Annotated in this window: 26 protein-coding genes and 1 pseudogene; 8 read left to right on the top strand and 19 right to left on the bottom strand. The window is 60.6% G+C overall.

Annotation, left to right across the window (positions count from 1 at the left end; genetic code table 11):
- The first annotated feature begins 202 nt into the window (after positions 1-202).
- A complete protein-coding gene (gene ycaC, locus AOA59_RS21260) occupies positions 203-835 on the top strand; it encodes an isochorismate family cysteine hydrolase YcaC (RefSeq protein ID WP_058420209.1) in 633 nt (210 codons plus the stop codon).
- Positions 836-984: 149 nt separating this feature from the next.
- Here ycaC and AOA59_RS21255 read toward each other — a convergent pair whose 3' ends face one another.
- From AOA59_RS21255 to AOA59_RS21210, 9 genes and pseudogenes are all read right to left on the bottom strand, one after another.
- On the bottom strand, positions 985-2,142 hold the full coding sequence (locus AOA59_RS21255) for a glutathionylspermidine synthase family protein (protein WP_099488953.1): 1,158 nt from the start codon (positions 2,140-2,142) through the stop codon (positions 985-987).
- A 12-nt stretch (positions 2,143-2,154) separates the two neighbouring features.
- A complete protein-coding gene (locus AOA59_RS21250) occupies positions 2,155-2,868 on the bottom strand; it encodes a DUF1190 domain-containing protein (protein ID WP_056861937.1) in 714 nt (237 codons plus the stop codon).
- 18 nt (positions 2,869-2,886) lie between these two features.
- A complete protein-coding gene (locus AOA59_RS21245) occupies positions 2,887-3,315 on the bottom strand; it encodes a DUF350 domain-containing protein (protein ID WP_056861936.1) in 429 nt (142 codons plus the stop codon).
- 16 nt (positions 3,316-3,331) lie between these two features.
- On the bottom strand, positions 3,332-4,006 hold the full coding sequence (locus AOA59_RS21240) for a DUF2491 family protein (protein WP_099488952.1): 675 nt from the start codon (positions 4,004-4,006) through the stop codon (positions 3,332-3,334).
- The gene (locus AOA59_RS21235; RefSeq protein ID WP_099488951.1) at positions 3,993-5,027 is read right to left on the bottom strand and encodes an ion channel; all 1,035 of its coding nucleotides are present in this window, start codon (positions 5,025-5,027) and stop codon (positions 3,993-3,995) included. Before AOA59_RS21235 ends, AOA59_RS21240 begins: the two co-directional genes overlap by 14 nt.
- A 72-nt stretch (positions 5,028-5,099) precedes the next feature.
- Positions 5,100-5,660, bottom strand: a complete 561-nt coding sequence (locus AOA59_RS21230; protein WP_099488950.1) for a rhomboid family intramembrane serine protease — start codon at positions 5,658-5,660, stop codon at positions 5,100-5,102.
- A 225-nt stretch (positions 5,661-5,885) separates the two neighbouring features.
- Positions 5,886-6,584 (bottom strand): PspA/IM30 family protein, encoded by a 699-nt coding sequence (locus tag AOA59_RS21220; RefSeq protein ID WP_056861932.1) that lies wholly within the window; start codon positions 6,582-6,584, stop codon positions 5,886-5,888.
- A 17-nt stretch (positions 6,585-6,601) separates the two neighbouring features.
- Positions 6,602-7,183 (bottom strand): YjfI family protein, encoded by a 582-nt coding sequence (locus AOA59_RS21215; RefSeq protein ID WP_032865490.1) that lies wholly within the window; start codon positions 7,181-7,183, stop codon positions 6,602-6,604.
- A gap of 286 nt (positions 7,184-7,469) precedes the next feature.
- Positions 7,470-8,514 (bottom strand): annotated as a pseudogene (locus AOA59_RS21210) (YhcG family protein).
- A gap of 208 nt (positions 8,515-8,722) precedes the next feature.
- On the opposite strand from AOA59_RS21210, the gene AOA59_RS21205 reads away from it, so the two are divergent.
- From AOA59_RS21205 to AOA59_RS21175, 7 genes are all read left to right on the top strand, one after another.
- Entirely contained in the window at positions 8,723-9,367 is a 645-nt protein-coding gene (locus AOA59_RS21205) for an NAD(P)H-dependent oxidoreductase (protein ID WP_099488949.1), read from the top strand.
- A complete protein-coding gene (locus tag AOA59_RS21200) occupies positions 9,306-9,677 on the top strand; it encodes a MerR family transcriptional regulator (RefSeq protein WP_099488948.1) in 372 nt (123 codons plus the stop codon). The genes AOA59_RS21205 and AOA59_RS21200 overlap by 62 nt, the downstream gene beginning before the upstream one ends.
- A gap of 137 nt (positions 9,678-9,814) precedes the next feature.
- The gene (locus tag AOA59_RS21195; protein ID WP_099488947.1) at positions 9,815-10,954 is read left to right on the top strand and encodes a Fic family protein; all 1,140 of its coding nucleotides are present in this window, start codon (positions 9,815-9,817) and stop codon (positions 10,952-10,954) included.
- 76 nt (positions 10,955-11,030) lie between these two features.
- The gene (locus AOA59_RS21190; protein WP_003176346.1) at positions 11,031-11,273 is read left to right on the top strand and encodes an exodeoxyribonuclease VII small subunit; all 243 of its coding nucleotides are present in this window, start codon (positions 11,031-11,033) and stop codon (positions 11,271-11,273) included.
- Positions 11,270-12,157: a polyprenyl synthetase family protein gene (locus AOA59_RS21185; protein WP_099488946.1), complete on the top strand. Its 888-nt coding sequence runs from the start codon at positions 11,270-11,272 to the stop codon at positions 12,155-12,157. The genes AOA59_RS21190 and AOA59_RS21185 overlap by 4 nt, the downstream gene beginning before the upstream one ends.
- Before the next feature lie 112 nt (positions 12,158-12,269).
- Positions 12,270-14,168 carry a 1-deoxy-D-xylulose-5-phosphate synthase gene (gene dxs, locus AOA59_RS21180; protein ID WP_099488945.1) on the top strand — a complete coding sequence of 633 codons (1,899 nt, stop codon included), beginning with the start codon at positions 12,270-12,272 and terminating at the stop codon, positions 14,166-14,168.
- Between the two features lie 136 nt (positions 14,169-14,304).
- Complete coding sequence (locus AOA59_RS21175; RefSeq protein ID WP_099488944.1) at positions 14,305-16,200, top strand: TonB-dependent receptor domain-containing protein; 1,896 nt, start codon at positions 14,305-14,307, stop codon at positions 16,198-16,200.
- Between the two features lie 19 nt (positions 16,201-16,219).
- Here AOA59_RS21175 and AOA59_RS21170 read toward each other — a convergent pair whose 3' ends face one another.
- The 10 genes from AOA59_RS21170 to AOA59_RS21125 form a co-directional block, all read right to left on the bottom strand.
- Positions 16,220-16,567: a transcriptional regulator gene (locus AOA59_RS21170; protein WP_099488943.1), complete on the bottom strand. Its 348-nt coding sequence runs from the start codon at positions 16,565-16,567 to the stop codon at positions 16,220-16,222.
- Between the two features lie 120 nt (positions 16,568-16,687).
- Positions 16,688-17,488 (bottom strand): cobalamin-binding protein, encoded by an 801-nt coding sequence (locus AOA59_RS21165; RefSeq protein ID WP_099488942.1) that lies wholly within the window; start codon positions 17,486-17,488, stop codon positions 16,688-16,690.
- Positions 17,485-17,904, bottom strand: a complete 420-nt coding sequence (locus AOA59_RS21160; RefSeq protein ID WP_056861922.1) for a nuclear FMR1 interacting 1 family protein — start codon at positions 17,902-17,904, stop codon at positions 17,485-17,487. Before AOA59_RS21160 ends, AOA59_RS21165 begins: the two co-directional genes overlap by 4 nt.
- Positions 17,901-18,518, bottom strand: a complete 618-nt coding sequence (ribA, locus tag AOA59_RS21155) for a GTP cyclohydrolase II (protein ID WP_056861921.1) — start codon at positions 18,516-18,518, stop codon at positions 17,901-17,903. The genes AOA59_RS21160 and ribA overlap by 4 nt, the downstream gene beginning before the upstream one ends.
- A gap of 128 nt (positions 18,519-18,646) precedes the next feature.
- Positions 18,647-19,372: an ABC transporter substrate-binding protein gene (locus tag AOA59_RS21150; RefSeq protein WP_099488941.1), complete on the bottom strand. Its 726-nt coding sequence runs from the start codon at positions 19,370-19,372 to the stop codon at positions 18,647-18,649.
- Between the two features lie 55 nt (positions 19,373-19,427).
- Complete coding sequence (gene thiL, locus AOA59_RS21145) at positions 19,428-20,393, bottom strand: thiamine-phosphate kinase (protein ID WP_069786662.1); 966 nt, start codon at positions 20,391-20,393, stop codon at positions 19,428-19,430.
- Between the two features lie 16 nt (positions 20,394-20,409).
- Positions 20,410-20,910, bottom strand: coding sequence for a transcription antitermination factor NusB (gene nusB / locus AOA59_RS21140; RefSeq protein WP_056861918.1), 501 nt, complete (start codon positions 20,908-20,910; stop codon positions 20,410-20,412).
- A complete protein-coding gene (gene ribE / locus AOA59_RS21135) occupies positions 20,907-21,383 on the bottom strand; it encodes a 6,7-dimethyl-8-ribityllumazine synthase (RefSeq protein WP_003176356.1) in 477 nt (158 codons plus the stop codon). Before ribE ends, nusB begins: the two co-directional genes overlap by 4 nt.
- A gap of 88 nt (positions 21,384-21,471) precedes the next feature.
- Positions 21,472-22,563, bottom strand: a complete 1,092-nt coding sequence (gene ribBA / locus AOA59_RS21130) for a bifunctional 3,4-dihydroxy-2-butanone-4-phosphate synthase/GTP cyclohydrolase II (RefSeq protein ID WP_099488940.1) — start codon at positions 22,561-22,563, stop codon at positions 21,472-21,474.
- A gap of 15 nt (positions 22,564-22,578) precedes the next feature.
- Positions 22,579-23,241: a riboflavin synthase gene (locus AOA59_RS21125; protein ID WP_017135994.1), complete on the bottom strand. Its 663-nt coding sequence runs from the start codon at positions 23,239-23,241 to the stop codon at positions 22,579-22,581.
- Positions 23,242-23,279: the final 38 nt, after the last annotated feature.

The raw sequence follows: 23,279 nt of genomic DNA, 5'->3' as shown, positions 1-23,279 counted from the left end.
AATTCAACGGTGGGCTGGCGCCGGCTCGGGCCGAGGAAAAACTTAACGTCGTGTCCGGGATTAGTTGACCACTACACAACTGTCCTATTTTAGTTGACAGTAAGACTCCTCAAAGCCGATTTATCCCCCGCCACCCACCCATTAATCTGTGCCCATGTTGAACGCAACGCCAACCCAACCTAAACAAAAAAGGATTTCAACCATGAGCACTCCAACCCTTAGCCGCTTGAACAAAGACGACGCCATTGTTTTGCTGGTCGACCACCAAACCGGCCTGATCTCGCTGGTGCAGGATTTCTCCCCCAACGAGTTCAAGAATAACGTGCTGGCCCTGGCGGACGTAGCCAAGTTCTTCAACTTGCCGACCATCCTCACCACCAGTTTCGAGCAAGGCCCCAACGGCCCGCTGGTGCCGGAGTTGAAGGAGATGTTCCCGCAGGCGCCTTACATCGCTCGCCCTGGTCAGATCAATGCGTGGGACAACGAGGATTTCGTCAAGGCGGTCAAGGCGACTGGGCGTAAGCAGATCATTATTGCGGGTGTGGTGACGGATGTGTGTGTGACGTTCCCGACGTTGTCGGCGCTGGCGGAGGGGTTTGAGGTGTTTGTGGTGACGGATGCGTCGGGCACGTTTAATACGACGGTGCAGCAGGCGGCATGGAGCCGGATGGTGCAGGCGGGGGCGCAGATGATGAATTGGTTTTCGGTGGCGTGTGAGTTGCAGGGTGACTGGCGCAACGATATCGAGGGGCTGGGGAATTTGTTGTCGCAGCGGATTCCTAACTATCGCAATTTGATGAACAGCTATTCGGTGCTGGCGGCGCGTCAGGGTTGAGGTTGAGCGTTTCTACCCCCTAAAAATTGTGGGAGCGGGCTTGCCCGCGATGGCGGTGAATCAGTCACTACATTCGGTGACTGGCCTACCGTCTTCGCGGGCAAGCCCGCTCCCACATTTGGTCTTTGCTGCGTTGCGATTGAGCGGGCTCAGTCGAGGATCAGGTGCGGTAGAAACCGGCTTGAGTCCTTGGTGATCAGGCTGTTGTCTTCGCGCACGCCGATGCCTGCGGCTTGGTCAGCGATGACCCAGGAGCCGATCAGTGTGTAGCTGTCGCCAAAGCGTGGCAGCGGCGCGAATTCCTGAAGGATAAACGGCGCGTCCGTGTAGGGGCCGTCTTCTTTTACGACCAGGCCGTCGGCGGTTTGCAGTTCGATGTTGGCGCCTTCGCGGGAGAAGAACGGTTTGCGCACCCAGCCTTTGGGTACGGCTTTGTCAGGGTCGGTATCCAGGTGGGAGGCGAGCAGGTTCGGGTGGCCTTTATTGAACTCCCACAGCAGCGGCAGGATGCCTTTGTTGGAGAGGATGGCTTTCCATGCGGGCTCGAAAAACTGCGTGTCGCTCTGGGCAATCGCGGCGCCGAAGGGTTCATGGAAGATGAATTCCCAGGCGTGCAGTTTGAACAGGTGGGGAATCCAGCGATCCTCAAGGTCGACGAAGCGGCCTTCGCTGGTGAGGCCGATGTCTTCGATGTCGATGTGGCGGGATTCGATGCCGACTTTTTCGGCGACCAGGCGCAGGTAGTCGGTGGTGCCTTTGTCTTCGATCGAGTCTTTCATCGAGGCGAAGTAGAACGGCTGGTTGAGCTGCAATTGCGCGAAGGCTTGATGCAGCTTGGTGTCGATACTGTTGAACTGGTCGGCGTGCTTGGGCAACAGGCCGCGTTCGATGCATTGCTCCAGCCAGCCCCATTGAAACGCGGCCGCTTCATAGAGGCTGGTGGGTGTGTCGTAGTTGAGCTCAAGCAGTTTGGCTGGCCCGTTGCCGTTGTAGGAGAAGTCCATGCGCCCGTACAGGTGCGGGTGGCCTTCGAGCCATGAGGTGCGGATCATGTCGAAGAACGGCGCGGGAATGCTCAGGCGTTCCAGCAGTTCCTCGTTTTGCACCACGCGGGCCACGAGGTCCATGCACATGTCATGGATCTCGGTGGTCGGGTCTTCGAGGTCGCGATCGATTTGTTCGAGCGTGAACTGGTAGTACGCGCTTTCGTCCCAGTAGGGTTCGCCGTCGATGGTGTGGAACAGGAAGCCGAGGCTGTCGGCGGTCTGTTTCCAGTCATGACGTTCTGCGCAGTGGATCTTCTTCATGGCCTGGCTTCCTTAACTGCTCGACCCACCGCCGCCCCAGCCGCTACGGGCGCTGGCTTTGCTGCCGAAGCCGCCACGGGAGGTGGACGACGCAACGTTCACCGGCTTGCTGGAGGAGCGCAGCGTGTTGGAGTAATTGCTGCTGCCATATCGGGCCTGGTTGGAACGGCCAAAGGTCGCCCCGTTGGAGACACGCTGGTTGAGCGTCGAGTTGCCGTAATTGCCGCGATCATCGCGGTAGCGGTACACCGGCTCGGAGCGGTAGCTGTTGCGATTGTTGCTGAGCATGTTGCCGATCAAGAGGCCGGTGAGCAGGCTGCTGGTGGAGAAACCTGAGCCACCGCTGTTGGCTTGCGAGCCGGCCACCTGGGCATTGGCCGCGTCGACCTGGGATTGGGTCACCTGGCCTTCGGCGGTCAGTTCGAAACCGCCCAGCCTTGGGATGAACTTGCCGGTGGAGTCTTGCTGGCACCAGTCGGCGACAAAGTCGGCATCGCAATCGGTCTGGCTGTCATACACCGGCGCGATGCGGCGGTGCTCGGCCATGGCGGTCATGTAGGCGTCCGAGCAGACGTCTACCGGCAACTTTTCATCGGCGCATTGCTGGACCGACTGGAAGTTGTACTTCTTCTGCAAATCGTAGGTTTTTTCTGTCGGCCCGCAGCCGGATATCGCCATGGCGACCGACGCTGCCAGCGAAAGCTGGACGTACTTGCTTCGTTTCATCGAGAGCTCCGTGCGCAATCAGTACTGGGTGGGCGTCATGCACGCGGCGTTCAGCATGCCGACGCTGATGGCGACGGCGGCCACGTAGATGCCGGCCGCGACTTCGCCGTTCTTGATGCGCTCGGACGTGCCTTTGAGCACCAGGCTGGTCAGCAGAAACGCCAGCAACTGGACGACGGCCGCGATCACCGACCAGACGACAAAATCCAGCAGGCTGATGGAGTAGGCGATCACGTTACTGGCCGGAATGGCGAAGCCAATGATCGCGCCACCCAGGGCCACCGCCGCCGAAACGTTGCCGGCGCGGATCAGTTCGAACTCCTTGTGCGGAGTGATGCGGGTGTAGATGAACTGGAACAGCGCGAACAACACCGCAGCCCCCAGGATGTAGATGACAAAGCCGAGCACGGCGGCTTTGTTCAGGGAGATGGAGAGAGCTTCTAGCATGGATGGCTTCCTTTTTTTAGAGCGCGGTCAGGTCGGTTGTGTACAGCGAAATGCCCAGCGACGTGCTCAGGCTGATGCCACCCTCGGCATCTTCTTCGACGGAAAACAGCAGGAACTCGCGGCGATCGGTCAGGCCGGTGTCGCGGGCGTACAGCATCGAACGGTGCTCGACGTTGTAGGCGTCTTCCGGGTTTATCACGCGCTCGCTCATCGCCACCAGTTCGGTCTGGCCGGCTTCGCTGCCCCAAACACGGGTGTATTCGACGCCGTTGTGGGTGTAAGTCGGTAGCCCGATCAGGCTTTGTGGGCCTGCCAGCCTGCGCAGTTCCGCTTCGCTGCTGAGGGTGACGTAGCTCAAGTAATTGAACAGGATCACCGACTCGACCTGCCCGGCGATGTCGCCGGTGGTGTGCACCTGCAGCCAGTAATCTTCGTCGTTCATGTAATAGCGTGACAGCCAGGTCGATTGCCCGAGGTCGACGGTGCCGTTACTCCAGATTTCCTGGGAGCCGGGGATCACCACCGAGGTTTTCCCATCGAGCAACAATTTCAGGGTGGTGTCGAACATCACGCCTTTGCCAGGCGCCAGGCCCAGCGGCCCGGTGGTCGGCACGGGTTCGGCGGCGAGCCGGTTCGATTGTGGATTGGCGTTCGGGGCCTTGAGCCCCATCAACTGTTTAAACCATCCCATTGGAGATTTCCTTGAGGCGGGTGGAGGCAATGTAGAAGAGCTCGCCGCCTTCAACGCGCGTGGCACTGGGCGGGTTGATCGACGGTTGCTGCGCACCTTTGGCGCGATAGCCGATAAGGGTGGCGTTGTGGTGTTCTTTCATCCGCGTGTACAGATCGCCGAAGGTGGCTTCAAAGGCCTCGGGCAATCGCATCAGGTATTGAGTGGCGCCCTGCCCCACGCACAGCAGCTCATTGATGACCACTGACGAGCCCGGATCCTGGGAGGCACGCACCAGCATTTCGATGGCCATGCTGGACGTGCATTCCAGGCGCGGGGCATAGGAGCTGGCCAGTGCGGCAATTTCACTTTCATTGAAGTGGGCGACCACGTGCCCGACGGGGCTCAGTTGATTCACCGCCAGCACCGTGGCCAGCGTCAGGTCGTCAGACCGGGTTCGCACCAGCACACGCTCGGCACCGGGCACACCGGCGCGCAGCAACAACGCGGTGGAGGACAGGCTTTCACCACGGATAAACGCGGCTTTGCCAGGCATCGGGTTTTCTTCGAGGGTGCAATCGCAAATCACGATCAGGTTGTCGTTCGAGGTTTCATCTTGCAGCAACAACTCGATGACCCGCTCACTGGACGCACCTTCCCAGCCGATGAGTACCGTATGGCCGACCTTGCCGGTGAAATCACCTTTGCCCTTCATGCCTTTTCTCCATGCATCGATAACACTGCTGGTGGTTTTGCCGATGGCTGCCGTTAAAAGCGCAATGCCCCCGAGCATCACCCAGGTCGCCACGAAAATGCGCCCTGCCGAGGTCTGCGGGGCGAGGTCGCCGTAGCCGACGGTGAGCGTGGTGGTGAGATAGAAGTAGATAAACGTGGCGAGGGCGGTGAGGTGTTGTTCGCCCAGAAGCACCAGGCCCAGGTAAGCCGTGCTCAGGTGTACGCCCAGGGCAATGATCAAGCCTGCCCAGCCGAAGCGGTGAAAGAGGGAGGAAGCGTACATGCGCAACAAAAGGAAAATCGACATTTCGCCCCTGGCTCCCTGGGTGCTTGAATCCTGATGACGTCATCGCCTCGGCGTCTGGATGCTCAAGTGCGTTCACCCGGCATTAAACCTGCTGCGCGGTGTTGAGAGAAGTACCTTGGCAGCAATAAATCCGGCGAGCGCACCAAACAGATGCCCTTCGAAGGAAATCCCCTGGCGCGGCACAAACCCCATGATCAATCCGCCATAAAACACCGCCACGACAGCGGCGACTATCAGGTTGATCCAGCTCCTGTGGAACCAGGCGCGCGACAAGAGGTAGGCCCATAGCCCAAAGACCCAGCCGCTGGCGCCGACGTGTACGCCGCTGAACCCGAACAGCCAGACCAACGAACCGCCCAGCAGGATAATGATCGCGCTGACGGTTATGAAACGGTTGAGCCCTTCGACCATGACCAGAGTGCCCAGCACCACAAAGGCAATCAGGTTTGCGCTCAGGTGGGCAAAGGAGGCGTGCAGAAATGGCGAGGTGAGGATGCCGAACAGGCCCGACACGGTCCTCGGGACCAGCCCGAACGCCATGAGGCTGTAACCGGTGGCGACATTGAGCAGTTGCAGCGCGACCATGAACACGGCCAGGCTTGCGATTGTCTTGAAACCCTTCAGGGTGTCCATCCAGACCTCGACGTAAAAAAGATGGGCAGACCTTAATGCCGGTCGGTTAAGCGCAAGCCCCCTGTGGGAGCGGGCTTGCTCGCGAAAGCGGTGGGTCAGCCAACGCCTATGTTTGCCGAGCCGACGCCTTCGCGAGCAAGCCCGCTCGCACATTTGATCTTCGCTGCCTTGAGCATTTCGCTCACTTAACTGTCCGGCTTTAGGGCAGACCTGCTTCGGCGTCGTTTACTCGGCCGACTTTTGCTTCAGACGCTCCAGAATCGCATTGGCGCTGCCAGTGTCCGGCGTGATGCCGGCGTCGCGCAGTTTGCGTTCCAGGTCAGTACCGGTCGATGCCTCGGCCAATTCATCCTGGGCTTGCAGTTCAGCGGCACGTTGCTGCTGTTTGGCTTGCAGGCGGTTAAGCGTACCCACCGCAGTTTCCAGCTTGCCGTTGGCGCCGCCGCTGGCGATGGAAGCGCTGACCTGGGCCTTTTGCACGCTTTCGCGGGCCTTGGCCATGTCCACTTGCTGGCGCAGGCTTTTGATCCGGCTTTCGGCCTTGGTGATGTCCTTGCGCATGCTGTCGGCGTAACCACCGAACTCGGCGGTCTGCTTTTGCTCGGCGTCACGTTCGTTGGTCAGGGTCGAAATGGCTTCGGCCACTTCCAGGGCCAGGTCTTCACGGTTGGCCTGAATAGCGGCCATCGCCTTGGATTCCAGGTCTTTGATCTTGGCGTCGTACTCGCCTACGCGATCCGCTGCCAGCTTGTGCTTGGCCATGATGCTCACCAACTCACGCTTGGCGTTGGCCAAGGCGGTGTCGGCGTCGCGAATTTCTTGATCAAGGATGCGCAGGGCCTGTTGGTCGACGATCGATTCGCCGACTTCGCTGGCACCGCCACGCAGCGCGGTGAACAATTTGCTCCAGATGGACTGAGTCATTGGATACTCCCGAATACTTAATTGAAGAAACGTTCGAAGGCTTCGCTGGCGCGCTGCACGTTATCGACCAGGGTTTTCACCTCGGTCACGATGTTGGTCAGGCTGGAGTCGGAACTCAGCGCACCAAACATGTTGTAAACAACCTGGCCGTTCGGCATGGACTCGATGCCGATCGACGACAACGGGAACATTTCCCGGCTGCGCAGCACGGCGTCATTGAAGGCCGTTACGTCGTTGATCGACTCGACGTCGACCAGCACGGTGTCGACGATGATCTGCTCGCCCACCACCGCGATGTAAATCGGCAAGCCCCCGAAGTCGTTCATTTCCAGCTTGATGCTGGACTCGGAGCCTTGAACCAGAGAAAGCGTAATGTCTTTGGCAACCACTTCGTCCAGGGCTTGCAGCGCGCTGAAGAGGCGGTCGATGTTCCAGTTGGTACCTGCGCTCATGAAATTCTCCGACATGAATGAGCCAGCCAGAATCGGTTGGCGAAGCTGTTTCTCCATTTGCTTGAGCAGGCTTCGGTTTTCGGGAAGCACCCAAGTCTCGTGTTTCACATAACCGGCAGCCGCCAGCCCCGCGCGCATCTGCTTCATGTAAAAGCTCGACGGCTTTTTAACCGGCGGTTTCAAGCGCTCTCCCTTGCGGCTTGCTGAATCGGTATCGGGCTCTGCTGGCGGGCTCGATGGAGAGCTGCTTTTCATGGTACTGGCCTCGTTGTGAAAATCTCACGCGTGAGAAAATCTACAGGCAATTTTTGCAATGCTCAATAGCTCACGCGTGAGTTTTTTTGTCTCACTGGTTCGGACATGGATACGGGAAAGAAGAAAAGCGCCTGCTTTATCCAGCCAACCATTGCAGCCTGTCCTGAACGGCAAGCTGTCACGGTTGAATGCACCCCGCCAGCTCCCGCTCAATCTGCTCAATGCTTGGCAATCTTGTTCGTAGCTCTGCCGGTAAAGATTCCACCAACTGATATTCCGCCACGCCGATCGGTCGGTTGTTGTCGCGCAATGCGTATTCAGCCACCACTTCATTTTTGCTCTTGCACAACAACAGGCCGATGGTGGCCCCGTCCTGCGGGTGTTTAAGCTGGGCATCCACTGCCGACAGGTAAAAACTCAGCTTGCCGAGGTGTTCAGGCTTGAATTTACCGGCCTTGAGTTCGATCACCACGTGGCAGCGCAGCTTCAGGTGATAGAACAACAGGTCGACGAAAAACTCATCACCGCCAACATCCAGCAACACCTGCTGCCCGACAAAGGCGAAACCGGCGCCCAGTTCAAGCAGGAAGTCGGTGACGTGCTTGATTAACGCGTTTTCTATATCGCGTTCCTGCGCATCCAAAGCCAGGCTGAGAAAGTCGAAACGATAAGGATCCTTGAGCGATTCGCGCGCCAGGTCGGATTGGGGTTTGGGCAAATGGTGTTCAAAAATTGCTGACGGCCTTGCCACTGCGCTCCAGCAGGCGATGCTCGATGTGCATCACGAGGGTGTTACGTGACCAGTTGTGTTCGATTGCCTGGGCGATGTACCACCGGCGCGTTTCGGGGCCGGGGAGTTTGTCCAGAAGCACCACATTGTGGCCCCACGGCAATTGTGCAGCAGCCTGTTGCACAAATTCGGCATTCGGCCACGCCTCGGCAAAGGCGCGCATATATTTGAGGTTGCGCGGCGAAAAACCCTTCATTTTCGGAAAGGCCGCGCGCAAGTCTTGGGCAAGGCGATCAACCACCTTGCTGCCCCAACCCTGCGCAGCCTGGCGGGTCAGAATATCGTGGCCGATCTGCCAGTAAAGCAGCACCAGTTCGCGGTTCACCGCCAGCGTCGCTCGCTGCTGGGCCGTGTAGATGCGCAGTTTAAGGTCGCTCAGCCAGTCGCTGTAGCCCACAGGAGGCGTGATCAAGCCGATAGAGGTTTCGCTCATGCCCGTTTCACTCTTGACTGGAAGGGCTCAGGCTAGTCAGTGGTTTTTACCGTCACAAGGGGCCGCGAACGGTTCAGGAAGGGCCCTGCACAGATCACAGAAACGTCCTGCTGGCCCTTGCAAATCAACGCATTGCTGGGCCAAGCCTTGACTCTCCCCTATACGGCACACCCTACCCTGAAAGCCCCACTTTTCAGGCTTCGGCACCATGACTCAGCGCATCCTGCTCATTCTCGGCCACCCTTCCAATACCAGTTTCTGCTCAGCCGTCGCTGACACCTACATTCACGCGGCTACACTCGCCGGCCACGAAGTCCGCGCCCTGCGCCTGGGCGAACTGGATTTCGACCCGGTCCTGCGTAACGGCTTCGCCCTGCCCCAAGCCTTGGAACCGGATTTGCTCAGCGCCCAAGCCGATATCCTCTGGGCGACTCACCTGGCGTGGGTTTTCCCGATCTGGTGGGGCGGTATCCCGGCATTGATGAAAGGCTTCATCGACCGCATTTTCCTACCCGGCTTTGCCTTTAAGTACCGCAAGGGCAAGGCATTCCCGGATAAGCTGCTGCAGGGCCGCACCGCCCATTTGTTGGTGACCCTGGACACGCCAGCGTGGTATTACCGCTGGTTCTATCACATGCCGGGCATTCATCAGATGCGCAACACGACTCTGGCCTTTTGCGGCATCAAGCCGACCAAGACCTTGATGTTCGGACCGGTACTGGGATCCACAGCGACGCAGCGCGACACGTGGCTGAAACAGGCCGGCGCACTCTTTGAAAAAGGGAGTTTTCATGTACATCGGCAAAGCCGCGCAGTTGTCGGGCACGACCATCAAGGCGATTCGCCACTATGAAGCGATTGGCCTGTTACCAGCGCCGCAGCGCGTAGGGCGTTATCGGGTGTACTCGGCGCAGAGTGTCGAGCTGCTGACGCTGATCAAATGCGCCCAGCAGTTGGGGTTCAAGCTCAAGGAGTTGCAGGGGATTTTGCGCGGCAGCCAAGGCGATGCTCGGCTTTGGGAGCGGGCAGCCCAGGCCATCGCCATCAAACAGCAGGAACTCGCTGCGCAAATCGCGGAGCTGCAAAAGATGCAAGCAGGGTTGTTTGAACTGGAGGCAATGACTCAATGCACCGAATCCCTGCTAGGCAAAGCATTGCGATGAACAGCCAACCAAGCTCGTCGCCAACCGGACATAGGTAGTCAGCGCAAGTGGACGACGAGCCGAATAGAATGCACAATCGGCTCATCCCATGAGCCGAATAATCTTCTTATTCGGCTCACATACCCAGGCACACTTCCATGGACCAACCGAACTGGATCTGGCAACACACCGACTGGCCGCACTTCCACTGGCAGCCTGGGCACCTTGCGGCCCTGCTGCGTGAGTGCGGGCAGGCCCAAGGCAAGTTGCTGGGCATGCTCGGCTCCGTCAGCCAGGCGACGAGCGCGCAGAATGAACTGGATGCACTGCTGCAAAACATCCTGACGTCCTCGGCCATCGAGGGCGAGCACCTGAATGTTGGCTCTGTGCGCTCTTCATTGGCGCGCCGCCTGGGCCTGGAGGCGCAGGAAGGTGGCCAAGTCAGCCGCCGCAGCGAAGGGCTTGCCGAATTGATGATGGATGCCACCGCGCAATTCGCGCAGCCGTTCACCCTCGCTCGTTTATTGAATTGGCATCAATGGCTTTTCCCTGAGCCGGATGCCGGCATCACTGCACGCATGCCCAATATCGGGGGTTTGCGGGGCGATGAGCCTATGCAGGTGGTGTCAGGGCGACTTGATCGGCCGACCGTGCACTTCGAAGCCCCACCACGCCTGGGCCTGGATCAGGCAGTGGATGACTTCCTCGAATGGTTTGAATCCAGCCGCGATCAGCCTGAACTGGACCCGCTGGTACGCGCAGGCGTTGCGCACTTCTGGTTTGTGACGCTGCACCCGTTTGATGACGGTAATGGCCGCCTGACCCGCGCAATTACTGACTTGGCGCTGGCCCAGGGTGAGCATCAGGCCATTCGCTTTTATGCCCTGTCAGCCAGCATTCTTGAGGACCGCGCTGGGTACTACCACGCGTTAGAGACCAGCCAAAAGGCCACGCTGGACATCACCGACTGGTTGCAATGGTTCCTCAAGACCCTGCTGCGCAGCCTGCAGCAAGCCATGGCGCGGATTGATCGGGTGCTGGACAAGACCCGGTTCTGGCAACAGCACCATGACCTTTCTTTTTCCGTTGAACAGATCAAAGTACTCAACCGCTTGCTCGATGGTGGTGAGAAAGGTTTTGAGCAGGGCATCAGTGCCGCGCAATACCAGGCCGTAGCGAAGGTGTCCAAGGCAACGGCGACACGGCATCTGGCTTATCTGCTGGAAAAAGGCTGCCTGGCACGTTTGCCCGGCGCAGGCCGCAGTACGCGCTATCAAATCCCTGAAACGGGCAACTGAACCACCCCGCTCATTTGCCCAGAATCCCCATGTCTGCTAGTGTCGCGCCGGTTTACCGTCTACCGGATTAGCCGCCATGGCCCGCAAAAAAGTTGCACTCGATTTCGAACAATCCCTCGCCGACCTGCAAACCCTGGTTGAGCGTCTGGAGAACGGCGAGTTGTCGCTGGAAGACTCGTTGACGGCGTTTGAGCAAGGCATCGGCCTGACGCGTGACTGCCAGAGCGCGTTGGCGCAGGCAGAGCAGAAGGTGCAAGTGTTGCTGGAGCGTGACGGGGAGTTGGCCGAAGAACCTTTCGATGCGGAACAGCCCGAATGATCGACGCGTATCAGGCCAGCAGCCAGGCCCGGGTCAACGCGGCGCTCGAACCCTTGTTCGTGGCACCAGGCCCCGAAATGCAGCGTTTGTATGAAGCCATGCGCTACAGCGTGATGAATGGCGGCAAGCGTGTGCGCCCGTTGCTGGCGTATGCGGCCTGTGAAGCCCTGGGCGCGCCGGCCGAGCAGGCCAATGGTGCGGCGTGTGCGGTTGAGCTGATTCACGCCTATTCCCTGGTGCATGACGATTTGCCGGCCATGGACGACGACGATCTGCGTCGCGGCCAGCCCACCACCCATAAAGCCTTTGACGAAGCCTACGCGATCCTCGCCGGTGACGGCCTGCAGAGCCTGGCGTTCAGCGCCTTGCTGGACCCGCGCCTGAACAGCGTGAATGCCGAGATCAGCCTGCGTATGGTCACGGCCCTGGCCCTGGCCGCAGGCCCGGCCGGCATGGTCGGCGGGCAGGCCATCGACATGGGTTCGGTCAGCCTCAAGCTCGACCAAAAAGCCCTCGAACATATGCACCGCCACAAGACCGGCGCGCTGATCGAAGCCGCCGTGCACTTGGGCGCCCTGGCCAGTGGCCGCGCCGAAGCTGCGCAGTTGGCAGCCCTGCAGACCTATTCCCGGGCCATCGGCCTGGCGTTCCAGGTGCAGGACGACATCCTCGACGTGGAAAGTGACACCGCGACCCTGGGCAAACGCCAAGGCGCGGATATCGCCCGGGACAAACCGACGTATCCGGCGTTGCTGGGTCTTGAAGCCGCCAAGGCTTACGCCCTGGAACTGCGCGATCAGGCCCTGGCCGCCCTGCGACCTTTCGACGCGGCGGCCGAGCCACTGCGCGACCTGGCGCGGTATATCGTCGAACGCCGCCACTGATAACCGCGGCCTTTTCGCGCCGCATATCGGCCAAGTTCGGCGCCCTGCGTGGGCAGTTTGCACCGCTTGAGGTAAACTGCCGCCTCTTCTTATACCTATAACGATTCGCCTGATGCCCACGACGTTTCAAGAGATTCCCCGCAAGCGCCCGTCCACGCCCCTGCTCGACCGTGCCGTCACGCCGGTCGGCCTGCGTCGACTGGGTGAAGCCGAGCTGGAAACCCTGGCCGATGAGCTGCGCCTGGAATTGCTCTACACGGTCGGCCAGACCGGTGGGCATTTCGGTGCCGGGCTGGGCGTCATCGAGCTGACCATCGCCTTGCACTACGTGTTCGACACCCCGGACGACCGGCTGGTGTGGGACGTGGGCCATCAGGCGTATCCGCATAAAATCCTCACGGGCCGCCGCGAGCGCATGGGCAGCCTGCGCCAGAAGGACGGCCTGGCCGCCTTCCCGCGCCGCTCCGAAAGCGAGTACGACACTTTTGGCGTCGGCCACTCCAGCACCTCCATCAGCGCTGCGCTGGGCATGGCAATTGCCGCCCGCCTGCAAGGCAGCGACCGCAAGGCGATCGCGGTGATCGGTGATGGTGCGCTGACCGCCGGCATGGCCTTTGAAGCACTCAACCACGCGCCGGAAGTGGACGCCAACATGTTGGTGATCCTCAACGACAACGACATGTCGATTTCGCGCAATGTGGGTGGCCTGTCCAATTACCTGGCAAAAATTCTTTCGAGTCGCACCTACGCCAGCATGCGCGAAGGCAGCAAGAAGGTGCTCTCGCGTCTGCCCGGCGCGTGGGAAATTGCCCGGCGTACCGAAGAATATGCCAAGGGCATGCTGGTACCCGGCACCCTGTTTGAAGAGCTGGGCTGGAACTACATCGGCCCGATCGACGGCCATGACCTGCCGACCCTGATCGCCACGCTGCGCAACATGCGTGACCTCAAGGGCCCGCAGTTCCTGCATATCGTCACCAAAAAAGGCAAAGGTTTCGCTCCGGCAGAAGTCGACCCGATTGGTTACCACGCCATCACCAAGCTCGAACCTGTGGATGCGCCCGCCGCTGCGCCGAAAAAAGCCAGCGGGCCGAAGTATTCCGGTGTGTTTGGCGAATGGCTGTGCGACATGGCCGCCGCCGACCCGCGCCTGGTGGGTATTACCCCGGCGATGAAGGAAGGTTCGGACCTGGTGGCATTCAGCGAGCGTTTCCCGCTGCGCTACTTCGACGTGGCCATTGCCGAACAACACGCGGTGACCTTCGCCGCCGGCATGGCTTGTGAAGGCGCCAAGCCGGTGGTGGCGATCTACTCCACCTTCCTGCAACGCGGCTATGACCAGCTTGTTCACGATGTGGCGGTGCAGAACCTCGACGTGCTGTTCGCCATCGACCGTGCAGGCTTGGTAGGTGAAGACGGCCCGACTCACGCAGGCAGCTTCGACTTGTCTTACCTGCGTTGCATCCCCGGCATGCTGGTGATGACCCCGAGCGATGAAAACGAACTGCGCAAGATGCTCAGCACCGGCCACCTGTATAACGGCCCGGCTGCCGTGCGCTACCCGCGCGGCAATGGCCCGAATGCGGTGATCGAAAAAGACCTGGAGCCGATCGAGATTGGCAAAGGTATCGTGCGCCGCCAAGGCAGCAAGACCGCGTTTCTGGTGTTTGGCGTGCAATTGGCCGAAGCCCTGAAGGTCGCCGAGAAAATCGACGCCACCGTGGTCGACATGCGCTTCGTCAAACCGCTGGATGAGGCCCTGGTGCGTGAAATCGCCGCCAGCCATGAACTGCTGGTGACCATCGAAGAAAACGCCATCATGGGCGGTGCTGGCGCGGCAGTCAGTGAGTTCCTGGCGCGGGAGAACATCCTCAAGTCGGTGCTGCACCTGGGCCTGCCGGATGTGTATGTGGAACACGCCAAACCGGCGCAGATGCTGGCCGAGTGTGGCTTGGACGAGGCCGGGATCGAGGCTTCGGTGCGCACGCGCATGGCGCTGCTCGACCTGTAAACACCAATAACATGTGGGAGCTGGCTTGCCTGCGATAGCATCACCTCGGTCTAACTGAAAAACCAAGGTGGCCGCATCGCAGGCAAGCCAGCTCCCACATTGGTCTTGTATTGCTGCTCAATGCTATGGACAGCCCATGAATCGCCTTCGCTTTGCCCTGCCCCTGCTGCTGCTCCCCGCCACTGACGTGCTGGCCGACAGCTTCGAGCGCGACGACGCCCTCAAACTGTCCGAGGTGGTGATCAGCGCCAACCGCCAGGTGCAGGCGCGTAACGACAGCAGCGCCGCCAACAGCGTGTTTACCCGCGACGACATCGACCGCTTGCAGCCCACCAGCGTGAGCGACTTGCTCAGTCGTGTACCTGGCGTACAGGTGGCGCAAAGTGGCGGCCGTGGCAGCGTGACCAACGTATATGTGCGTGGCACCTCTACCGCCCAGAGCCTGGTTCTGGTGGATGGCCAGCGCATCAGCAGCTCCACCACCGGCACCAGCAACCTGCAATACCTCAACATCGACCAGATCGAGCGCGTAGAAGTGCTGCGCGGTTCGCGCTCGGCGATCTACGGCAGCGATGCGATTGGCGGGGTGATTCAGATCTTCACCCGGCGCAACACCGACTCTGGCCTGCAACCGCGACTGCATGTGGGCTTTGGCAGTAACCAGACGTGGGAGCGCAGCCTGGGACTGTCCGGTGGCGACCAGCAAACCCGCTTCAGCCTCGGCGCCAGCCTGGATGACACCGCCGGGATCAACCGCACACGCACGTCCTACCCGAGCGATGGCGACCACGATACCTATCGCAACCAGGCCATCAGCTTCAGCCTGAGCCATGCCTTTACCGATGACATCGACGCAGGCGTGAACGTGCTGGATAACCGTGGCAAAAGCGAATTCGATAACCCTTTTGGTCGCTATGACTCGCTCACCTACCAGAGCTTCCAGCAAAAACCCTATACGGACTTCACCGTCAGCAGCGTCAGCAGCTATGTCGACGCGCGCCTCAACGATGCGTGGAAGTCTCGCCTGGAGCTGGGTCACAGCGAAAACCGCGAAAAGACCCTGGATAAACTCAGCGACGACCGCAGCGTGTTCAACACCTACCGCGACTCGCTGACCTGGCAGAACGACTTGACCCTCAATGACCAGAACAGCCTGATCCTGGGCGGCGACTGGTACGAAGACCGGGTCAACAGCAGCACGGTGCTCGCCGAAGACAGCCGCTGGAACCGCGCCGCGTTTATCCAGCACCGCTTTGAAGCGCAGTATTTTTCCACCGAGCTGGGCCTGCGCCGCGACCAGAACCAACAGTTCGGCGGTCACACCAGCTGGAGCGGCACTCTGACCCTGCCGGTGAACCCGGATAACGACCTGTTGTTCAGCTACAGCGAAGGCTTCCGCGCACCGACCTTCAACGATCTTTACTACCCGGACGAATACGGCTTTAAAAACGCCAACCCGAATCTGAAACCCGAAACTTCCAAAAGCTATGAACTGCAGTGGCGCAGCCAGCTCAGCGACACCAGCCGCCTGGAAGCCTCGCTGTACCGCACCGATATTCAGGACGCCATCGTGTTCGGCAGCGACGGCCCGCAGAACGTCAGCTCCGCACGTATCAATGGTTTTGAAGCCGCGCTCAAGCAAGAGCTGTTCGGTTGGCAGGGCAGCCTTGGGCTGGCGATGATTGACCCACGCGACCGCGACTCCGGCCGCACATTGGCGCGCCGCGCCAGACGCACGGTGAGCCTGGACCTGGATCGCCAGTTCGATCAGTTTGGCGTCGGCGCCAGTTGGCAAGCGGTGAGCAGCAGCTACGATGACCCGCAGAACCAGCAACGATTGGGCGGCTATGGATTATTCGGGCTTCGCGCCAGCTGGGCCGTGAACCGTGAAGTGACGCTGAATATGAAGGTCGATAACCTGCTGAACAAAGACTACAGCCGGGCGTTGTATCAGTATCAAGGCCAGCAATATGGCTATCGGGAAGAAGGCCGGGCGCTGTTGTTCGGCGTGACCTGGACGCCGCAGCTGTAGCTAAGTCACTCCATAAACGCTAACGCAGAGCCGTTTTGGCGTCCAAGTAACCGGCCTTGATCGCCTTGTCACAGGTTATGAACCCAAACGCGCCAACACGGCTTGTATCGGTAACACCCACGTAAAATTCCTTTTTCTTACCTTTGTTTTCCAGCTCATAGTCAAGGCACTCTGTGCGGCCATCACGTGCGGGAATGACACGTTTGGGCGCCTGGATCGCAAGCATATCCTGCTTCGTGGCCCCACCTTCGTGTGCCTTGGCAGCAATGGGGTGATCGCTGAAATTCATCAACGTCGAGATACCTTCGAATGTGTTGCAACCCGCCAACAGAATGGCGGTTGAGATACCAATGATCAAACGTCGCACGGTCACCTCCTGTATGTGAGCAATCGCCATGCAGCAAGCATCGCGAGCCGTAGCGTACCGCCATGGCGCCGAAATCACCCGACCGACAAATCCGAATAACCAGTAGGAGAACCCGTACCGTTAACGTTGCGGCGCAATCAACTCGCACAGTTTCGCCACCGCCTCGACCATCTGCCCGCTTGGGCGCTCCAAGCCTTTGTCGGGAACCACCAACAAACGCCCCTGCGCCACGGCGGCTATTTGCGGCCACGCTTTCCAGGCGTCCGCCTGAGCCTGATCACCCGCCAGGATCAGTTGGGGGTTGCGTTGCAGCACTGACTCAACGCTGACCTGCGGCGCGGGCAGCTTGAGGTCGGCAAACACGTTGCGTGCGCCGCAAACCTGCAAGGCATCACTGATGATCTGCCCACCGCCCACGGTGTACAGCGGTTGGTTCCACACCTGGTAAAACACGCGCAACGGCTCGGCACGCTGATAGCGCTGGCGCAGTTCGGCCAGGCGTTGGCGTAACTGCGCGGCCAGCGTGCGCCCCGCCGCTTCGCGGCCCAATTGTTGCGCGATGGCTTGTACCTGGGCCGTCAGCTGTTCCAGGCTATGGGGTTCGGCCACATAGACCGGGATGCCCAGGCGTTGCAACTGTTCGCGCTGGGCCGGGCCGACACTGCCGGGCCAGAGCAGAATAAGGTCGGGCTTGAGGCTGAGCAGGCGCTCCATATTGAGTTGGCCGTATTGCCCAACCGATGGCACTTGCGCCAATGCCTCCGGGCGTTCGCCACCGTCGAGCACGCCCACCAGCAAGTCGGCGGCGCCCAGTTCGACCACGATTTCAGACAGGGATGGCGCCAGGCTGACGACCCGCTCGACCGCAATCGCCTGGGCACTGAATGCCAGCACCAGAAGCGACAGCCAAAAACGCATCATCCCAACTGACGCGGAATGCGGTAGAGATAGAACAGCACCAGCGTCGATAACGCCAGGAGGCACAGTGGCACTGCTTCCAGGCCGACAAATACGGCCAATGCGCCGATCCAGGCCGGCAGCGCGGCTACCAACAAAGCCGCACGCCGACGAGCCGCGAGGGTAATCCAGGCAGCCGGTTCTTCGGGTGTATCGAGCGCTTTGGAAGTGGCGATCAATGCGTGTTTATAGCCATGAAAATAACGCAGGCTCAGAAACATCGAGGCCACGCCGGCAATAAAGAACGGCATGGCCAACACGGGAAGCAGGGACTGGGCCTGGCCAAACACCAGGTTGAGCACGAACAGCGGGAGCAATGCCAGGGCCAGGTACTGCCACCAGTTGAAGGACAGTCGCCGTTTTACCTGGCCGCGGGTCACGCGCGGTCGACCTCGCCCTGATGCTCGTTGCCCATCATGTGGTCGAGCTTGCTGGCTTTGGTGGCCAGGTAGAGTTTGTTGTGCGGGTTTTGCCCGGTGTGCAGCGGCACGCGCTCGGCCACGGTGATGCCCATCTCGGTCAAGGCTTTGACCTTGCGCGGGTTATTGGTCATCAAACGCAGGGATTTGACGCCCAAATGCTCGAGCATCGGCAGGCAGATTGCGTAGTCACGCTGGTCGGCGGCAAAGCCCAGGCGTTCGTTGGCTTCGACGGTGTCGGCGCCTCCGTCTTGCAGCTCGTAGGCGCGGATCTTGTTCATCAGGCCAATGCCGCGGCCTTCCTGACGCAAGTACAGCAGCACACCGCGGCCTTCACGGGCGATGGCGCGCATGGCCGCTTCCAGTTGTGAACCACAGTCGCAACGCTGGCTGAACAGGGCATCGCCGGTCAGGCACTCGGAATGGACGCGGCCCAGCACCGGCGCGCCGTCGTCGATAGCCCCCAGGCTGAGCACAACGTGCTCGCGGCCGGTGGCTTCTTCGAGAAAGCCGTTCATGGTGAACGTGGCAAAGGGGGTAGGCAGCTTGGAAGCGGCGACGAAAACGACGGGCACCGTGTGCTCCTGATTCAGATTTCACAGAGGGCGTCATTGTAACAGCAGGTTCCTACAGACGCTTAAGCTGAATTATCGCTGATAAAGATCAATAGGTTCGATTGGCCTTCGTCCTGGTTCTATGCAGGTCAGAACGGGTACGGCTGCTTCCAGTGCGCGAAAATCGGTTTCAGCTCGCCGCTCTTTACCAGTACAGCCATGCGATGGTCATACACGCCCATCAGCGCCCGGCCCCGGTCGGTGTCGGCAAAGCCGATGTAGAGCGGCAGTTCGGCTATATGAGTGAGCTTGAATTGCGCCGGGTCATCCGACTGGCTGAGCACGTATTTGGCTTCAGTGAGGGCATCAATATAGAAGTCGGCGCGGCGGTGTTGCAGCATCGGCAGGATGCCACTGCGACGTTCTATCGGGTTGAAGCGGCGCACATTCGGCAGGTATTCCTCGTACTTGTAGCCGCGCACCCAGGCCAAGCGATAATTGCCCAGCGTCGCGATGCTCGGTGCCGGTGTGGCGGCCAGCCCGAGGGCGTAGATGTGGTCGGAATCGAAATTCCAGTGCGGGTACAGCACGCCGCCGGCCTCATCGCGATAGGAACCGACCCAGCCATCCACCTCGCCACGCTGGGCCAGGCCGACCGAACGGGTATAGGGCACGCTGCGGGTTTGCACGGTAATGCCCACCGGCTCGAAGACCTGCCGCAACACATCCCAAGCCAGGCCGCTGCCATCTTTGTTGGTGAAGTCGTTCCATTGCTCACTGGCCAGCATGATCTTGCCAGGTACAAGGGCTTCATCCGCCAGAACCTGCGGTGCAAGAGCGCACAACACGATCAGCAGCCAACGGCGCACACCCATGGTGACAACCTCCTGCGCGGGGGGAACCGTATAGAGGGTAGCGCAGGTCTGCCGCTTACGGCGTGTCGCGAAAATGCTGATAGCCGCGCACCGCTGGCGTGATGTCTTGCCCGGCGGCGTCGAGCAGCGTCACGCCCTGCCCGGCCTCGACCCGGCCGATTACGTGGACGGGCCAGCCGCCCGCCAACAACGGCGCCAGCTCGGCCGGTGGCAGGGTGAATGCCAACACATAGTCGTCGCCCCCGCTCAATGCCGCCACGCGAGCCTCGTCATCGCCGACAAACGCCAGCAACGCCTGGGATAACGGCAGCGTCTCACGCTCAATGACCAGGCTGACAGCCGATGCCTTGGCGATATGCCCACAATCGGCCAGCAGACCGTCGGAGATGTCCATCGCAGACGTGGCCTTACCCCGAAGCGCGAGGCCCAGCGCCAACTGCGGTTGCGGTGACCAGTAATGGGCGAGCAGCGGATCAGCGATGGCCGCGTCCGCCGTGCGTTGCCCCAATACCAGCGGCAAAGCACCGGCAGCGTTACCCAACTCCCCGCCCACACAGAGTAAGTCACCCGGCTGCGCACCGCTGCGAACCAACGCCTGCCCGGCCGGTACACGGCCAAACACGGTCAGGGTCAGGCTCAGCGGCCCGCGCGTGGTATCGCCGCCCACCAGGCCCACGCCGCAGCTTTGCGCCATGGTGTTCAAACCCTGGGCATAGCGTTGCAGCCAATCGGCATCGACGGTTGGCGTGGTGAGTGCAAGGGTGAAGGCCAGAGGGCGGGCGCCCATGGCGGCCAAGTCGCTGACTGCCACGGCCAACGAGCGCTGGCCGAGCAGGAACGGGTCGCAGGGGTCGGCAAAGTGCACGCCGGCCACCAGCGTATCGGTGGAGATTGCCAGCTGCTCCCCGGCGGGGAGCGCCAGCAGGGCGCAGTCGTCGCCGATCCCCAGGGCAATACCTTCACCGCCCTGCGCACAGGGCGCGGCGGCGAAGTAGTTGCGGATCAGCTCGAACTCACCCATTCGGGACTCAAGCGACTTAGCGCTTGTGTTCCTTCACTTCGGCTTCACGCAGGCGCGGGGCCAGCTTGTCGAGCACGCCGTTGACGAACTTGTGGCCGTCGGTCGAACCGTAGACTTTCGCCAGTTCGATACCTTCGTTGATCACCACGCGGTACGGTACGTCGACGCGCTTGAGCAGTTCCCAGGTGGACAGGCGCAACACAGCCAGTTCAACCGGGTCGAGCTCTTCGATGGTCAGGTCAAGGCACGGGGCCAGCGCGGTGTCGATCTCGGTCAGGTTGGCCGGAACACCGTGCAGGATGTCGTGGAAATAGCTCTGATCGGCGAAGGTAAAGTCGTTATCAACGCGAAATTGCGCTTCGATTTCGTTCAGCGAAGTACCCGCCATGTGGCGCTGGTACAGCGCCTGGGTGGCGAGCTGACGGGCAGCACGGCGTTTTTCGCTTTTCGAAGGCTTGCCGGCGTCGGCTGGACGTTCGTCGCGAGGGTTGAAACGATCGCTCTCGTCGGAAATCACTTGGCCTCCAACTGCGACAGCAGGCTGACCATTTCCAGTGCGGACAGGGCAGCTTCTGCGCCCTTGTTACCGGCCTTGGTGCCGGAACGCTCAATGGCTTGCTCGATGGAGTCTACGGTCAGTACGCCGAAAGCGACTGGCACGCCGAACTCCATGGACACCTGGGCCAGGCCCTTGGTGCATTCGCCGGCCACGTATTCGAAGTGCGGAGTACCGCCACGAATGACCGCGCCCAGGGCGATGATCGCCGCGTATTCACCCTGCTGCGCAACTTTTTGCGCAACCAGTGGAATTTCGAAGGCGCCAGGGGCGCGGATGATAGTGATGTCGCTCTCGCTCACACCGTGGCGAACCAGGGCATCCACGGCACCGCTTACCAGGCTTTCAACCACGAAGCTGTTGAAGCGGCCAACCACCAGGGCATAGCGGCCTTTGGGGGCGATGAAGGTACCTTCGATGGTCTTCAGGGTCATTCGACAAATCTCTTAAAGAGCCGGGACGCGAAAAGTGCGTCCCTCAGTGATGATTTAACCGCGAACAAGGGGCAGAAAACGCCGGCCTTTATTCGGAGGGCACGTATTCTACAACTTCCAGGTCGAATCCGGATATCGCATTAAATTTCATCGGTGCGCTCATCAGGCGCATTTTGCGCACGCCGAGGTCACGCAGGATCTGTGAACCGGCACCGACGATACTGTAGGTGGTCGGTGTTTTGACCTGGGTGTGCTCGGCGGTTTCACGAATATGCGCGAGCAATACGTCGCCATCCACCGGGTTGCCGAGCAACAGCACCACACCACTGCCAGCCTCGGAAACCGCGGCCATGGCGGCGCGCAGGCTCCAGCGGCCCGGCTGCTTGACCATCAGCAGGTCGCGCAGCGGGTCCATGTTGTGCACACGCACCAGGGTCGGTTCTTCGGCGCAAATGGAGCCCAGAGTCAGGGCCATGTGCACGTCGCCTTCCACGGAATCACGGTAGGTCACCAAATTGAATTGGCCCAGTTCGCTGTCCAGCGGCTGCTCGGCAATCCGCTGAACGGTACGTTCGTGGATCATGCGGTAGTGAATCAGGTCGGCAATGGTGCCGATCTTGAGGCCGTGTTCGGCCGCAAACGCCTCGAGTTCGGTGCGACGGGCCATGGTGCCGTCGTCGTTCATGACTTCGCAGATCACGCCGCTCGGTTCAAAACCGGCCATGCGCGCCAGGTCGCAGGCGGCTTCGGTGTGGCCGGCACGAGCGAGGGTGCCGCCCGGTTGGGCCATCAGCGGGAAAATGTGGCCGGGGCTCACAATGTCTTCGGCCTTGGCGTCTTTGGCCGCAGCGGCTTGCACGGTGCGGGCACGGTCGGCGGCGGAAATGCCGGTGGTGACGCCGGTGGTCGCTTCAATCGATACGGTGAACTTGGTGCCGAAACCCGAGCCATTGCGCGGCGCCATCAACGGCAGCTTGAGCAGCTCGCAGCGCTCGCGGCTCATGGGCATGCAGATCAGCCCACGGGCGTGCTTGGCCATAAAGTTGATGTGCTCGGGCTTGCACGCCTCGGCGGCCATGATGATATCGCCTTCGTTCTCGCGATCTTCGTCATCCATCAGGATGACCATCTTGCCTTGGCGGATGTCTTCAACCAGTTCTTCGATGCTATTGAGCGCCACGCGGCACCCCCTTGGTCAGGATTTCAGGTAGCCGTTAGCGGCCAGAAAACTTTCAGTGATGTTCCCGGATGCTGGCTCTGCGGCCTTATCGCCCATCAGCAGGCGCTCCAGGTAACGGGCAAGCAAGTCGACTTCCAGGTTCACCCGGCGACCTGGCTGGTACGACGCCATGATGGTTTCGCTCAGGGTGTGCGGGATGATGGTCAGTTCGAATTCGGCGCCATTCACGGCGTTCACGGTCAGGCTGGTGCCGTCGACGGTGATTGAGCCTTTGTGGGCGATGTACTTGGCCAGCTCTTTCGGTGCGCGGATACGGAATTCCACGGCGCGCGCGTTTTCGCTGCGTGCAACCACCTCGCCGACGCCGTCGACGTGGCCGCTGACCAGATGGCCGCCCAAGCGGGTGGTCGGGGTCAGGGCTTTTTCCAGGTTGACCGGGCTGCCGGCCTTGAGGTCATTCATCGCGGTGCAGTCCAGGGTTTCCCGGCTGACGTCGGCGGCAAAGCCGTTACCCGGCAACTCGATGACGGTCAGGCACACGCCGCTGACGGCGATGCTGTCGCCCAGTTTGACGTCGCCGAGGTCGAGCTTGCCGGTTTCAACCAGCAGGCGCACGTCGCCGCCCTTTGGGGTCATGGCGCGGATGCTGCCGATGGATTCGATAATGCCGGTGAACATGGCCTTCTCCTGGAAAACGGTGCGGACGCTTGAGCGCC

The sequence above is a fragment of the Pseudomonas sp. 2822-15 genome (genome assembly GCF_002742515.1).
Classification (GTDB): Bacteria; Pseudomonadota; Gammaproteobacteria; order Pseudomonadales; family Pseudomonadaceae; genus Aquipseudomonas; species Aquipseudomonas salomonii.
This window is presented reverse-complemented; position numbering and strand designations above follow the sequence as displayed.

What these genes read in the sequence shown, in the direction of transcription:
- AOA59_RS21250 (WP_056861937.1), bottom strand. Translation starts at nt 2,868, where the DNA reads ATGAAACGAAGCAAGTACGTCCAGCTTTCGCTGGCAGCGTCGGTCGCC.
- ycaC (WP_058420209.1), top strand. Translation starts at nt 203, where the DNA reads ATGAGCACTCCAACCCTTAGCCGCTTGAACAAAGACGACGCCATTGTT.
- AOA59_RS21220 (WP_056861932.1), bottom strand. Translation starts at nt 6,584, where the DNA reads ATGACTCAGTCCATCTGGAGCAAATTGTTCACCGCGCTGCGTGGCGGT.
- AOA59_RS21200 (WP_099488948.1), top strand. Translation starts at nt 9,306, where the DNA reads ATGTACATCGGCAAAGCCGCGCAGTTGTCGGGCACGACCATCAAGGCG.
- AOA59_RS21245 (WP_056861936.1), bottom strand. Translation starts at nt 3,315, where the DNA reads ATGCTAGAAGCTCTCTCCATCTCCCTGAACAAAGCCGCCGTGCTCGGC.
- AOA59_RS21150 (WP_099488941.1), bottom strand. Translation starts at nt 19,372, where the DNA reads ATGGGTGTGCGCCGTTGGCTGCTGATCGTGTTGTGCGCTCTTGCACCG.
- AOA59_RS21125 (WP_017135994.1), bottom strand. Translation starts at nt 23,241, where the DNA reads ATGTTCACCGGCATTATCGAATCCATCGGCAGCATCCGCGCCATGACC.
- thiL (WP_069786662.1), bottom strand. Translation starts at nt 20,393, where the DNA reads ATGGGTGAGTTCGAGCTGATCCGCAACTACTTCGCCGCCGCGCCCTGT.
- AOA59_RS21205 (WP_099488949.1), top strand. Translation starts at nt 8,723, where the DNA reads ATGACTCAGCGCATCCTGCTCATTCTCGGCCACCCTTCCAATACCAGT.
- AOA59_RS21195 (WP_099488947.1), top strand. Translation starts at nt 9,815, where the DNA reads ATGGACCAACCGAACTGGATCTGGCAACACACCGACTGGCCGCACTTC.
- ribE (WP_003176356.1), bottom strand. Translation starts at nt 21,383, where the DNA reads ATGACCCTGAAGACCATCGAAGGTACCTTCATCGCCCCCAAAGGCCGC.
- AOA59_RS21165 (WP_099488942.1), bottom strand. Translation starts at nt 17,488, where the DNA reads ATGATGCGTTTTTGGCTGTCGCTTCTGGTGCTGGCATTCAGTGCCCAG.
- dxs (WP_099488945.1), top strand. Translation starts at nt 12,270, where the DNA reads ATGCCCACGACGTTTCAAGAGATTCCCCGCAAGCGCCCGTCCACGCCC.
- AOA59_RS21235 (WP_099488951.1), bottom strand. Translation starts at nt 5,027, where the DNA reads ATGTCGATTTTCCTTTTGTTGCGCATGTACGCTTCCTCCCTCTTTCAC.
- AOA59_RS21215 (WP_032865490.1), bottom strand. Translation starts at nt 7,183, where the DNA reads ATGAAGCAGATGCGCGCGGGGCTGGCGGCTGCCGGTTATGTGAAACAC.
- AOA59_RS21185 (WP_099488946.1), top strand. Translation starts at nt 11,270, where the DNA reads ATGATCGACGCGTATCAGGCCAGCAGCCAGGCCCGGGTCAACGCGGCG.
- AOA59_RS21230 (WP_099488950.1), bottom strand. Translation starts at nt 5,660, where the DNA reads ATGGACACCCTGAAGGGTTTCAAGACAATCGCAAGCCTGGCCGTGTTC.
- AOA59_RS21175 (WP_099488944.1), top strand. Translation starts at nt 14,305, where the DNA reads ATGAATCGCCTTCGCTTTGCCCTGCCCCTGCTGCTGCTCCCCGCCACT.
- AOA59_RS21190 (WP_003176346.1), top strand. Translation starts at nt 11,031, where the DNA reads ATGGCCCGCAAAAAAGTTGCACTCGATTTCGAACAATCCCTCGCCGAC.
- AOA59_RS21240 (WP_099488952.1), bottom strand. Translation starts at nt 4,006, where the DNA reads ATGGGATGGTTTAAACAGTTGATGGGGCTCAAGGCCCCGAACGCCAAT.
- AOA59_RS21255 (WP_099488953.1), bottom strand. Translation starts at nt 2,142, where the DNA reads ATGAAGAAGATCCACTGCGCAGAACGTCATGACTGGAAACAGACCGCC.